This is a genomic window from Buttiauxella cochleicola (genome assembly GCF_021283185.1).
GTDB classification, from domain to species: domain Bacteria; phylum Pseudomonadota; class Gammaproteobacteria; order Enterobacterales; family Enterobacteriaceae; genus Buttiauxella; species Buttiauxella massiliensis.
The window spans coordinates 183690-197061 of record NZ_JAJSOS010000001.1 but is presented as its reverse complement, the minus strand read 5'-3'; the positions used below and the strand labels follow the sequence as shown (position 1 = coordinate 197061).

Here is a 13372-nt window from a genome sequence, read left to right as displayed (position 1 = left end):
TAACTATGCGAGTGCCCGAGCCAAAAGCGTAATCGGGTGCTCGCATTTCTTACTGGTGGACATCTCAATCTGCCATTTGCAGGTTTCGCAATCTGTGACCACCAAATCGACGCCGCTCTCCTCAATCTGCTGGAATAACGGTGCGCCAATGCTTTGTGAAAATTGATAGTTTTCCTTTTTAAACCCGTACGTCCCCGCAATTCCGCAGCACTGGGATTCCAGCATAACCAACTCCACGCCAGGCAAACGCTGCAAAAGATCCAGCGTGTAAAGCGACCAGCCCATTTTCTCCATATGACATGGCGTGTGGTAAGCAATACGCAGCGGTAACGCTTTAAGTTTCAACTTTCTCCCGTTTTCTAGTTGCTTCCAGATAAAACGAGTTGCTAGTTCAATATGGTCACGCATCGGGCGAGTGTCGACATCCAGCACATGCGGATATTCATCGCGTAAAGTGAAGGTGCAGGTTGACGAGGTGGCGACCACCGGCAGCCCTTGCTCAAGCACTGCTTTGCTCAGTGAAGCTGCGTTAATAGCGGCCTGCTTTTTCGCTTTGTCGATAAAACCGTTGGCAATCAACGGCACGCCACAGCACTTTTCCCGCTCCAACAATTGCACGCCAAATCCCATCGCGTTCATCACGCGCACTAAATCTTTGCCGAGTTGGGAGTGGTTGTAGTTAACGTAACAGCCATGGAAAAACGCCACTTGCTCAGCAAAGGATTTTTGCGTCGTTGCCTGTTTGCGATACCACTGACGAAATGTTCCTGACGAGTATTTCGGTAATGCGCGGTGGCTGTCGATGCCGAGAGTTTTATCGAGCAAATTTCTCACCGGTATCAATGACGTTGCTGTATTCACCAGCGGTGCGAACGGTGTCGACAGTGTGCCCATTAAATCGGTATGGCTGAGAATGGCATCCCTTAATTTAAACGGTGTTTTGCCATAGCGGGCTTTGGCACGCTGGATGATATCGCCAATTTTCACATCAGACGGGCAGGCGACTTCGCAGCGTTTGCAGTTGGTGCAAAATTTAAGGGCGTCGTCATAAAGTGCTGCATCTTTCAGGCGCAGGCGCTCTCCGTCAGGACCGGACTGCTTAGGGCCGGGGTAGTCCGGGTTAACACGGCTGACCGGGCAGACAGTGGTGCAGACGGTGCATTTAATGCAGTTTTCAAAACTGGTTTCATCAAGCAGATTCATGCGCTGCCCCCTGCGATTCAAGAATGCGTTGTGCGACGTGCAGTGCGCCAGTCATTGATACACCCGCGCCGCAACCTTGTTGCAGCGGGTCGAACCCCGCCAGTACCGAACCGATGGCGTAAAGGTTTTCAATGCGTTGCCCGCCGATAGTAGGCTGAAAATATTTATCAACGGCAACGCCTGCCTGTAAATATGGCTGCGGGCTGAAAAAATCTTCGTGACACCACTCTTCACGCAGCGCCGGAGCGCGAATATCCAGCCCGAAAATCGGTTCCCGTATCCCACTGAATTTTGCTTCCAGGCCATTGCTGAAAAAGCTGCCGCTGGCGAGAACATAATGGTTTGCCCGCAGCGGGACTTCTGCGTGGTTGCGGGTGAAAATCGCACTGATATTTTGCTTGTGTGTTTCCGTCCTCACCACGGCATCGCCGGGCATCATTATCCCGTTGAGTTGCTGAAAACGGCGGCGCAACTGGTGATACAACCGCATACCGAGCACCGAAGGGGGAAGTGTGGGTAACAGGCAAACTGGGCACGGCAACTGATGACTGATGTTTTGCCAGGATTGTGAATCATCAACGCCCAGACATGCCGGGAGAAACAGAGCGTCAGTATGTTGCGCCAGGGTTTTAAGCTCATCAATAAGCAGGAGTTGTTGCTCAGGCTTATCCAGTACGCGGGCGATATTGGCGGCGCGGAACTCGCTGGGGTTATTGCGTAACGTGTCCAGTGCGGGAAGTGTCAGTTCCGCGGTTTTCACATTGATGTTGTTCTCTGCCAGTGAACCGGCTACCAGTTCAGGCTGAAAATCGAGAAATCCTGCAATGCCCACTACAGTTATGCGCTGCCAGGGAAGAGGAGCAACCGGAATTTCCACAGGACTTAACCACGTTGCGCGTTGTGTACCCAGCGGGGTAATACGCAGATGATTTTGCTGATAACTCCCCGTGAGCATGATATTGCAACGGGCCAGCAGCGCTTCGCTTTCAGTCGCATAGCGGCGTACGTTATCCGTACCCATCAGGCTGTAAGGGTGTTCCGGTGCTTGTTGTTTTAAGGTATCCAGCACCTTCAAAGGAAAGTCGACCGGAGTACCATCGGGCAACTCGGCCAGTAAATCCAGCGATCCGGACGAAAAATGCAGTGCGCTTTGACCCCGGCTGACGATAGCGCAACGCAGCCCCGCTTCCGCAAGACGGATACCGCACACCAGTCCGGCGAGCCCACCGCCAATAATCAGGCTGTCGAATCTCATTGTGGTGTTCCTTTTTTTAGCCCGCACAACCCCTGGTACACCCAGGCGGTAAATTCGCTTTCTCGCAGCGCATCATCCCATGCGATGGGGCGAATGCCTTTCCAGCGCTCATTAAGAAAAAGTGACAGCTGATCGAGCGATTGCGCAGGTGTTGATGTGCCAAAGCGCTGTAAAAGCCCGGCTGCACGGCAGGCACACAACTCCCCCTGGCAGGTGCCCATACCCACGCGAGTACGGCGGCGTAAATCGCCAAGATTGCGAACGGCAAGTTTGTTGACCGCGTAGCGAACTTCACCGGCCGTTACCGCTTCACATTCACATACCAGGCTATTGCTCAGACGATCGCCCGCAAGAAGTTGCTCGGCGCGATCGCCATGACGCCAGACTGCCGAACGGCGGATCGTGGGCGGCAATGATATGACTTTACTGAGCGTCTCTTCTTGCGAGCTTCCCGAGCCGGGAAGTGGAGTTGTCGCTGTAGTACAAGGCTGGGTATTACCGAGTTTTTCACACACGGCGTTAGTCGCCCACTCGGCCATCAGGCGGTAGGTCATGAGTTTGCCGCCGGTGATGGTGATGAATCCGTCCATTCCGTCACGCTTTGCGTGATCCATTAATACGATCCCCCGGCTGGCGTTGCGCCCGGTCGGATCGTTGTCGCTGGCAACCAGCGGGCGAACGCCGGCATAGGCACGCAGGATGCGGGTGGCGGCGAGTTTAGGGGCAAGCTTCGAACCTTCACGAATCAGAATATCGACCTCTTGCGGCGTGACGCGCATATTGTCGATTTGGTCGTATTCGATGGGGGTTGAGGTTGTGCCAATAAGAGAAATGGTATCTCCTGGCACCAGAATATCGGCATCAGCAGGTTTGCGGCAGCGGTTGATCACCATGTTGTTGATGCGGTGACCCAGGATCAGCAGCGAACCTTTTGCAGGCAGCATGCGAATGCTTAAATCAGCATATTCAGCGATACGCTGCCCCCAGATCCCGGCAGCATTCACGACGATATTTGCATATAAATCGTGGTGTTGATTGCTCTGGTGGTTATAGACCCTGACACCCGTTACGCGACTGCCCTGGCGAATCAACCCGGTAACTTCCTGCCCGGTAAGAATTTCTGCGCCATGTTCTCTGGCATCGAGCATATTGGCGGCGGTCAGGCGGAAGGGGTCGACAGTTCCATCCGGCACGCGAACCGCACCGATAAGTGCAGGATTGGCCGCTGGTTCTATCCGTAATGCTTCTTTAGGATCGAGTTGTTGCGCATTGATTCCGGCGTCCTGGCACGCCGCAATAAACTTGCTCTGCAAGGCTAAATCATCTTCAGGAAGGGTGATAAACAATCCGTCTGTGCGCTCAATACAGTGGTGAGCAATACGTTTAAGGATGCGGTTTTCTTCAATACACTCGCGGGCCGACTCGCTATCGGTCATGGCGTATCGCGCGCCGCTGTGGAGTAAGCCATGATTTCTGCCTGTCGCACCGGTGGCGATATCATGCCTTTCCAGTAGTAGCGTGCGTAAACCGCGTCGCGCACAGTCGCGGGCAATCCCTGCCCCCGTTGCACCTCCACCAATAATAATGACATCCCTTTCTTTGCTATCCGCGTTCATGCGCTTCTCCTGGAAAGAACCTCTTGAACGCTATTCAGCCACAGAAAAGACTATCAATGTTTGATATCGAGCAAATTCGAGCATAAAACGAAAGTAAAATGTGATGTTATGCACTATTTCGATAGTTTGTAATAAAAATGTAATATGTTGTGGGGTGTTTCACACTAACTCAGCGGGATAATCCTTAACATGCGCTCGCAAATGAACATTGCTTATAAACCCTGCCACGGAGGCATTTATGCTAAGCATTTTCAAACCAAGCGCGCACCAACCCCGGCGTGAGAGCGAGCACATTGACCCAACTTATAAACGCCTGCGCTGGCAAATCTTTATGGGGATCTTCTTCGGTTACGCGGCCTACTATCTGGTGCGTAAAAACTTCACCCTGGCAATGCCGTACTTGATTGAGCAAGGTTTCTCGCGAGGGGATTTAGGATTCGCGCTTTCCGGTATTTCTATCGCCTACGGCTTTTCAAAATTCATCATGGGATCGGTTTCTGACCGCTCTAATCCGCGTGTTTTCTTACCTGCCGGTTTAATTCTGGCGTCGCTAGTCATGCTATTTATGGGATTTGTACCATGGGCGACATCCAGCATTGCGGTGATGTTTGTGCTGCTGTTCTTATGTGGCTGGTTCCAGGGCATGGGCTGGCCGCCGTGTGGGCGCACCATGGTTCACTGGTGGTCCAAGAAAGAGCGTGGCGGAATTGTTTCTATCTGGAACTGCGCGCATAACGTAGGCGGTGGCTTGCCGCCACTGCTGTTCTTACTCGGGATGGCGTGGTTTAACGACTGGCATGCGGCTCTTTATATGCCAGCCTTTGCGGCGATTCTGGTGGCGCTCATTGCTTTTGCATTGATGCGCGATACACCGCAATCCTGCGGGTTGCCGCCAATCGAAGAGTACAAAAATGATTACCCGGACGACTACAACGAAAAAACGGAAGAGGAACTGACAGCTAAGCAGATTTTTATGCAGTATGTGTTCCCGAACCGCCTGCTTTGGTATATCGCCATTGCTAACGTTTTTGTCTACTTGCTGCGCTATGGGATTCTTGACTGGTCACCTACTTATCTCAAAGAGGTGAAGCACTTCGCGTTAGATAAATCCTCCTGGGCTTACTTCCTTTACGAATACGCCGGGATCCCGGGCACGCTGCTGTGCGGCTGGATGTCGGATAAAGTTTTCCGTGGGAATCGTGGTGCAACCGGCGTGTTCTTTATGATTCTGGTGACGATTGCGACCATTGTGTACTGGCTAAACCCACCGGGAAATCCGGGTGTGGATATGGCGTGTATGATTGTGATTGGCTTCCTGATCTACGGACCGGTGATGCTGATTGGCCTGCACGCGCTGGAACTGGCACCGAAAAAAGCCGCGGGAACGGCAGCGGGCTTCACTGGCCTGTTTGGCTATCTTGGTGGTTCGGTTGCGGCGAGTGCGATTGTCGGTTATACCGTTGATTTCTTTGGCTGGGACGGCGGTTTTATGGTGATGATCGGCGGCAGTATTATGGCCGTGATCCTGCTGCTGGTGGTAATGGTGGGTGAGAATAAACATCATCAGGAAATGAAAGCGCGGGAAAGTCGAAGCTAGAAAATATTAAACCTCCCGCGGGAGGTTTTATTACATCTCGATCTCAATATCGCCCTGTGCCTGGCAGCAGCAGGGCAGTATTTCACCAGGCTGGATAAACGCCAGCGGTTCGGTAAGCCACTTCACTTCGCCTGCCGTCAGCCGGATGCGGCAGGAGCCGCAATAACCTTCGCGACACTGATATTCCACGGCGACCTGGTGAAATTCCAGAGTCGCCAGCAGGGAAGGATGTTCTTCTTCACACAGGAGTTGTGCTCCGGTGATTCGTAGCGTAATGCGGCTCATAAATTACAGTTGGAAATCGCTTAAATCGTCGGTGTTAACGTTCGAATCAATCTGACCGACCAGATAAGAGCTCACTTCCACTTCTTGCGGTGCAACCTGCACGTTGTCAGACACAAGCCAGGCGTTAATCCATGGGATTGGGTTAGAGCGCGTTTTAAATGGCAAGTCCAGACCGACAGCCTGCATACGGATATTGGTAATGTAATCAACATACTGGCAGAGAATATCTTTGTTCAGACCGATCATCGAACCGTCGCGGAACAGATAGCTTGCCCACTCTTTTTCTTGCTCGGCAGCCAGTACGAACAGGTCGTAGCATTCCTGGCGGCATTCCTGGGCGATTTCCGCCATTTCAGGATCGTCTTCACCGGAGCGCATCAGGTTCAGCATGTGCTGAGTGCCGGTCAGGTGCAGGGCTTCGTCACGGGCAATCAGCTTGATGATTTTAGCGTTGCCTTCCATCAATTCGCGCTCGGCGAATGCGAAGGAACAAGCGAAGCTGACGTAGAAGCGAATTGCTTCCAGTGCGTTAACGCTCATCAGGCATAAATAGAGTTGGCGCTTGAGTGCACGCAGGTTCACGGTCACGGTTTTGCCGTTCACGTTATGCGTACCTTCACCCAGCAGATGCCAGTAGCTGGTCATCTCAATCAGTCGGTCGTAGTAACCGGAGATATCTTTTGCGCGCTTTAAGATCTCCTGGTTAGTGACGATATCGTCAAACACAATCGCCGGATCGTTAACGATATTTCGGATGATATGGGTGTAAGAGCGTGAGTGGATGGTTTCGGAAAACGCCCACGTTTCAACCCAGGTTTCCAGTTCAGGAATGGAAATCAGCGGCAGCAGAGCCACGTTTGGGCTGCGGCCCTGAATGGAGTCCAGCAGCGTCTGGTATTTCAGGTTGCTGATGAAGATGTGTTTTTCGTGATCGGGCAGCGCCTGATAGTCGATACGGTCACGGGAAACGTCCACCTCTTCCGGACGCCAGAAGAAGGAGAGTTGCTTTTCAATCAGCTTTTCGAAGATGTCATATTTTTGCTGATCGTAGCGAGCCACGTTAACCGACTGGCCAAAGAACATCGGTTCTGCAAGCTGATCGTTTTTCGTCTGTGAAAAAGTGGTGTAAGCCATGAGGTTAAATCCTGTAATACGTCGAAAAAATCCCCTCAGCAAGGTGAGGGGATTTTAAGTTAGATTTTACATGCGCCGCTTTCGCAGCCATCGTCCTGGATTGAAGGCGCCAGGTCGTCTTGCGCATCTTCCGCGCCGTCGCGGGTGTTCTGATAATAAAGAGTTTTAACACCGAATTTATAGGCGGTGAGCAAATCTTTGAGCAACTGCTGCATCGGCACTTTACCAGACGCAAAGCGCGTTGGGTCATAGTTGGTGTTTGCAGAGATCGACTGATCGATAAACTTCTGCATCAGACCGACTAATTGCAGGTAACCATCATTATTCGGCAGGTCCCACAGCAGCTCATATTTGTCTTTCAGCGTTTCGTAATCTGGCACAACCTGGCGCAGGATACCGTCTTTTGACGCTTTAATGCTGATATGGCCGCGCGGTGGTTCGATACCATTGGTGGCGTTAGAAATCTGCGAAGAGGTTTCAGACGGCATCAAAGCAGAAAGCGTGGAGTTACGCAGGCCGTGAGTTTTAATCGACTCACGAAGCGCTTCCCAGTCCAGATGCAGCGGCTCATTGCTGATCACATCCAAATCTTTCTTGTAGGTGTCGATTGGCAAAATGCCTTTTGCGTAAGTGGTTTCGTTGAACCACAGGCAAGGGCCTTGCTCTTTCGCCAACTCGTTCGATGCTTTCAACAAATAGTACTGAATCGCTTCGAAGGTTTTGTGCGTCAGGTTGTTGGCGCTGCCGTCGGAGTAACGAACGCCATTCTTCGCCAGATAGTAAGCGAAGTTAATTACACCAACACCCAGAGTACGACGGCCCATCGCACCGCGTTTCGCGGCAATGATTGGGTAGTCCTGGTAATCCAGGAGCGCATCCAGCGCACGCACAGCCAGGATCGCTAATTCTTCCAACTCATCAAGGCTTTCGATAGCACCCAGGTTGAATGCAGACAGCGTACACAGTGCAATTTCACCGTCTTCGTCGTTGATGTCATTCAGTGGTTTGGTCGGCAGCGCGATTTCCAGGCACAGGTTAGACTGGCGAACTGGCGCGATAGCCGGGTCAAACGGGCTATGGGTGTTGCAATGGTCAACGTTCTGAATGTAGATACGGCCAGTTGAGGCACGTTCTTGCATCATCAGTGAGAACAGCTCAACCGCTTTCACACGTTGCTTACGGATGCTGTCGTCTTTTTCGTATTTGGTATACAGCTGCTCGAATTTTTCCTGGTCGGCAAAGAATGCGTCATACAGACCTGGAACGTCAGACGGGCTGAACAGCGTAATGTCTTCGCCTTTCAACAAACGGGTGTACATCAGTTTGTTGATTTGCACGCCGTAATCCATGTGACGTACGCGGTTGCCTTCAACACCACGGTTGTTTTTCAGTACCAGCAGGCTTTCAACTTCCAGGTGCCACATTGGGTAGAACAGTGTCGCAGCACCGCCACGCACGCCGCCCTGAGAGCAGGATTTCACTGCTGTCTGGAAGTGTTTGTAGAACGGGATACAGCCAGTGTGGAACGCTTCACCGCCGCGAATTGGGCTACCCAGCGCACGGATACGACCGGCGTTGATGCCGATGCCTGCACGTTGGGAAACATACTTCACAATTGCGCTGGAAGTGGCGTTGATGGAATCCAGGCTGTCGCCACACTCGATCAGTACACAAGAGCTGAACTGGCGAGTTGGGGTACGCACGCCAGACATAATCGGCGTAGGCAGAGAAATTTTGAAGGTAGAAACCGCATCGTAAAAACGCTTCACATAGCTCAGACGGGTTTCACGCGGGTAGCCGGAGAACAGGCACGCGGCAACCAGAATATAAAGGAACTGTGCGCTTTCGTAGATTTCGCCGGTGACACGGTTCTGAACCAGATACTTACCTTCGAGCTGTTTTACAGCCGCGTAGGAGAAGCTCATGTCGCGCTCGTGGTCGATGTAATCGTCCATCTGCTTGAACTCTTCTTCCGTGTAGTCTTCCAGCAGATGTTGATCGTATTTGCCCATCTCAACCATTTTCACTACATGGTTATAGAGTTTAGGCGGCTCGAACTCACCGTAAGCTTTTTTGCGCAGATGGAACACAGCCAGACGCGCAGCCAGATACTGGTAATCAGGCGCTTCGCGAGAGATTAAATCGGCTGCTGCTTTGATGATGGTTTCATGAATGTCAGAGGTTTTGATGCCGTCATAAAACTGGATGTGCGAGCGCAGTTCAACCTGTGATACGGATACGTTATTTAAGCCTTCGGCGGCCCAATCCAGAACTCGATGGATTTTATCCAGATCGATACGCTCAGTGCGACCGTCACGTTTTGTAACCAGCAGACTCTGATTCATGTGCGTTTGTACCTGTCCGTGAAATGAAAAATGCCCCGTTTATCCACAGTTGGCCTCTAGTGGCTAACCTTGTGGATAAATACTATATGTAGGGGGTTGTGGATTACTTGATCACTATATGGTGAGTATTCTAGTAACTAATCGGCTGAGAACAAGTATTGATTTCGAGACGGATTTCAGGTTGTGACAAGCGGAATTTCGCTAAGTCCACGTCACATAAGGCCTGTGACAATTGTCAATGGGATGCAAAAAAAATGATATTTTTGATCGAGTGCTGATTTCTTAAACTTCATTGATAAGTGCGCGGTTTGATACCGCGCAATTTTCATCAAACTAGCTTATGGATATCAATCAATTTTCAGCTTTTGTGTGCAGCATGTAATTAACATCAACACCTGGTGCGAGTTTGAACGTATTGGTCAGCGGGTTGAAATGTAACCCGGTGATGTGGCGTTCGCGCAGTGGGGTATCGTCAACCCAGGAGAGTAATTCCGCAGGCTTGATGAATTTCTTAATGTCGTGCGTGCCTTTTGGCACCATGCGCAGGATGTATTCCGCACCCACCACCGCCATCAACCAGGATTTGCCATTACGGTTAAGAGTGGAGAAAAAGACGTGTCCACCCGGTTTTACCAGTTTCGCACACGCAGTGACGACAGATTTCGGATCCGGTACATGCTCGAGCATTTCCATACAGGTCACCACGTCATACTTCCCGGCAAATTTTTCCGCGTGCTGCTCAACGGTTTCCTGAACGTAGTCAACTTTAATACCGCTTTCCAGCGCATGGAGCTTAGCAACCTGTAATGGCTCGAAACCCATATCCAGCCCGGTCACATTAGCGCCTTCGCGCGCCATGCTCTCTGCCAGAATCCCACCGCCACAGCCGACATCAAGCACCGTTTTACCAAATAACCCATCAGCGCGTTGGCTGATATATCCCAAACGCAGCGGGTTGATGCGGTGCAGAGGCTTAAATTCGCCTTCAAGATCCCACCAGCGTGAGGCTACGGCTTCGAATTTGGCGATTTCATCATGGTCGACGTTCTGGATAACCGGCTGGTTTTCGGCATTCATGGGGCTACTCACTCCTTGTTCGTTTCGTGGCGGGAGTATATCAGTCAATGTCTGTGAATAAACCATTCGGCAACCATGTTGTGGTTTCCCCAAAGTAGGGCGATTGTGTTATAATTTGCGACCTTTGAATCCGGGACACAGTAGAGGGATAGCGGATACATGAGCGACCTTGCCAGAGAAATTACACCGGTCAACATTGAGGAAGAGCTAAAGAGCTCATATCTGGATTACGCGATGTCGGTTATTGTCGGCCGCGCACTGCCAGATGTCCGCGATGGACTCAAGCCGGTACACCGTCGCGTACTTTACGCCATGAACGTATTGGGCAATGACTGGAATAAAGCGTACAAAAAATCCGCCCGTGTTGTTGGTGACGTAATCGGTAAATATCACCCTCATGGTGATACCGCTGTCTATGACACTATCGTGCGTATGGCGCAGCCATTCTCATTGCGTTACATGTTGGTAGATGGCCAGGGTAACTTTGGTTCTGTGGACGGTGACTCCGCCGCGGCGATGCGTTATACGGAAATCCGTATGTCGAAAATCGCTCACGAACTGATGGCCGATCTCGAAAAAGACACGGTAGATTTCGTCGATAACTACGACGGAACCGAGCGCATTCCTGATGTTATGCCGACCAAAATTCCTAACTTGCTGGTTAACGGTTCATCCGGTATCGCAGTAGGCATGGCAACTAACATCCCGCCTCATAACATCACTGAAGTTATCAACGGCTGTCTGGCGTTTATTGAAGACGAAGACATCACCGTTGAAGGGTTAATGGAACACATCCCAGGCCCAGACTTCCCAACTGCCGCTATCATCAATGGCCGTCGTGGCATCGAAGAAGCGTATCGCACTGGTCGTGGCAAGATTTACATTCGCGCCCGTGCAGAAGTTGAAGCAGATGCGAAAACAGGTCGTGAGACCATCATCGTTCATGAAATTCCATACCAGGTGAACAAAGCTCGCCTGATTGAGAAAATCGCTGAACTGGTGAAAGACAAACGCGTTGAGGGCATTAGCGCTCTGCGTGACGAGTCTGATAAAGACGGCATGCGCATTGTTATCGAAATCAAACGCGATGCAGTGGGCGAAGTGGTTCTGAATAATCTTTATTCTCAGACTCAGCTGCAAACTTCCTTTGGTATCAACATGGTTGCGCTGCACCAGGGCCAACCTAAGATCATGAACCTGAAAGACATTCTTTCTGCGTTTGTGCGTCACCGTCGTGAAGTTGTGACTCGTCGTACTATTTTTGAACTGCGTAAAGCACGCGACCGTGCACACATCCTCGAAGGTCTGGCGATTGCGCTTGCGAACATCGACCCGATTATCGAGCTGATTCGTCATTCTCCAAATGCCGCAGAAGCGAAAGCTGGCCTGATTGCCCGTTCATGGGCTCTGGGCAACGTTTCTGCCATGCTGGAACGTGCGGGTGATGATGCTGCGCGTCCGGAGTGGCTGGAACCAGAATTCGGTATTCGTGATGGTCAATATTTCCTGACCGAGCAACAAGCACAGGCAATTCTTGATCTGCGTTTGCAGAAACTGACCGGCCTTGAGCACGAAAAACTGCTCGACGAATACAAAGAGCTGCTGGAGCAGATTGCTGAGTTGCTGCACATTCTGGGCAGCGCTGAACGTCTGATGGAAGTGATCACTGAAGAGCTGGTTGCGATGCGCGATCAGTTCGGCGACAAACGTCGTACTGAGATCACTGCAAATACCTCTGATATCAACATTGAAGATCTGATCAACCGCGAAGATGTGGTTGTGACTCTGTCCCACCAGGGCTATGTGAAATATCAACCGCTGACCGACTACGAAGCACAACGTCGTGGTGGTAAAGGTAAGTCCGCAGCACGTATTAAAGAAGAAGATTTCATCGACCGTCTGTTGGTTGCCAATACCCATGACACCATTCTGCTGTTCTCCAGCCGTGGCCGTCTGTATTGGATGAAGGTTTATCAGTTGCCGGAAGCGAGCCGTGGTGCGCGTGGCCGTCCAATTGTGAACCTGCTGCCACTGGAAGCGAACGAACGTATTACCGCGATCCTGCCGGTACGTGAGTATGCCGAAGGCGTTAACGTATTCATGGCGACCGCAAGCGGTACCGTGAAGAAAACTGCGTTGACCGACTTCAGCCGCCCACGTTCAGCGGGCATCATCGCCGTCAACCTCAACGAGGGTGACGAGCTGATTGGTGTTGATTTGACGGACGGTAGCAACGAAGCCATGTTGTTCTCGGCTGCGGGTAAAGTGGTGCGCTTCAAAGAAGACGCCGTTCGTACCATGGGCCGTACTGCAACAGGTGTTCGTGGTATTAAGCTTGCAGGTGAAGACAAAGTCGTTTCCCTGATCATTCCACGCGGCGAAGGTTCGATCCTGACCGTGACGCAGAATGGTTATGGTAAACGTACCGCGGCTGATGAGTATCCGACTAAGTCACGTGCAACTCAGGGCGTTATCTCCATCAAAGTGACCGAGCGTAACGGTAGCGTCGTTGGCGCGGTTCAAGTTGAAGACACCGACCAGATTATGATGATTACCGATGCTGGTACTCTGGTTCGTACTCGCGTTTCTGAAGTGAGTGTCGTTGGCCGTAACACCCAGGGCGTTATTCTTATCCGTACTGCGGATGATGAAAACGTGGTGGGCCTGCAACGTGTTGCAGAACCGGTTGATGAAGAAGAACTGGATGCTATCGACGGTACCGTTGCGGAAGGTGATGACGAAATCGCACCTGAAGCAGACGTAGATGACAACGCTTCTGATGAAGCAGACGACGAAGCAGACGAATAATCTGAATTTTGTTGTTTGATATGACTCATAACGCCCGATGCATTTATTGCAT

General features: G+C 51.4%; 9 protein-coding genes. 2 read left to right on the top strand and 7 right to left on the bottom strand.

Annotation, left to right across the window (positions count from 1 at the left end):
* Window positions 1–3: 3 nt before the first annotated feature.
* The 3 genes from glpC to glpA are packed head-to-tail and all read right to left on the bottom strand — an operon-like array spanning window position 4 to window position 4074.
* A complete protein-coding gene (gene glpC / locus LVQ76_RS00880; protein ID WP_232920755.1) occupies window positions 4–1203 on the bottom strand; it encodes an anaerobic glycerol-3-phosphate dehydrogenase subunit GlpC in 1200 nt (399 codons plus the stop codon).
* The gene (glpB, locus tag LVQ76_RS00875; RefSeq protein ID WP_232920754.1) at window positions 1190–2458 is read right to left on the bottom strand and encodes a glycerol-3-phosphate dehydrogenase subunit GlpB; all 1269 of its coding nucleotides are present in this window, start codon (window positions 2456–2458) and stop codon (window positions 1190–1192) included. The genes glpC and glpB overlap by 14 nt, the downstream gene beginning before the upstream one ends.
* Complete coding sequence (gene glpA, locus LVQ76_RS00870; RefSeq protein ID WP_232920753.1) at window positions 2455–4074, bottom strand: anaerobic glycerol-3-phosphate dehydrogenase subunit A; 1620 nt, start codon at window positions 4072–4074, stop codon at window positions 2455–2457. Before glpA ends, glpB begins: the two co-directional genes overlap by 4 nt.
* Before the next feature lie 238 nt (window positions 4075–4312).
* Between glpA and glpT the strand changes: the two genes are divergently transcribed.
* Entirely contained in the window at window positions 4313–5671 is a 1359-nt protein-coding gene (gene glpT, locus LVQ76_RS00865; RefSeq protein ID WP_232865126.1) for a glycerol-3-phosphate transporter, read from the top strand.
* Window positions 5672–5701: 30 nt separating this feature from the next.
* On the opposite strand, the gene yfaE is transcribed toward glpT, so the two are convergent.
* The 4 genes from yfaE to ubiG all read right to left on the bottom strand — a co-directional run bounded on the left by yfaE (window position 5702) and on the right by ubiG (window position 10512).
* Window positions 5702–5956: a class I ribonucleotide reductase maintenance protein YfaE gene (yfaE, locus tag LVQ76_RS00860; protein WP_232920752.1), complete on the bottom strand. Its 255-nt coding sequence runs from the start codon at window positions 5954–5956 to the stop codon at window positions 5702–5704.
* Window positions 5957–5959: 3 nt separating this feature from the next.
* Window positions 5960–7090 (bottom strand): class Ia ribonucleoside-diphosphate reductase subunit beta, encoded by a 1131-nt coding sequence (nrdB, locus tag LVQ76_RS00855; protein WP_064517141.1) that lies wholly within the window; start codon window positions 7088–7090, stop codon window positions 5960–5962.
* Window positions 7091–7149: 59 nt separating this feature from the next.
* Complete coding sequence (gene nrdA / locus LVQ76_RS00850; protein WP_151992846.1) at window positions 7150–9435, bottom strand: class 1a ribonucleoside-diphosphate reductase subunit alpha; 2286 nt, start codon at window positions 9433–9435, stop codon at window positions 7150–7152.
* 351 nt (window positions 9436–9786) lie between these two features.
* The gene (gene ubiG / locus LVQ76_RS00845; RefSeq protein ID WP_232865124.1) at window positions 9787–10512 is read right to left on the bottom strand and encodes a bifunctional 2-polyprenyl-6-hydroxyphenol methylase/3-demethylubiquinol 3-O-methyltransferase UbiG; all 726 of its coding nucleotides are present in this window, start codon (window positions 10510–10512) and stop codon (window positions 9787–9789) included.
* 159 nt (window positions 10513–10671) lie between these two features.
* Between ubiG and gyrA the strand changes: the two genes are divergently transcribed.
* On the top strand, window positions 10672–13320 hold the full coding sequence (gene gyrA / locus LVQ76_RS00840; protein WP_151992844.1) for a DNA topoisomerase (ATP-hydrolyzing) subunit A: 2649 nt from the start codon (window positions 10672–10674) through the stop codon (window positions 13318–13320).
* Window positions 13321–13372: the final 52 nt, after the last annotated feature.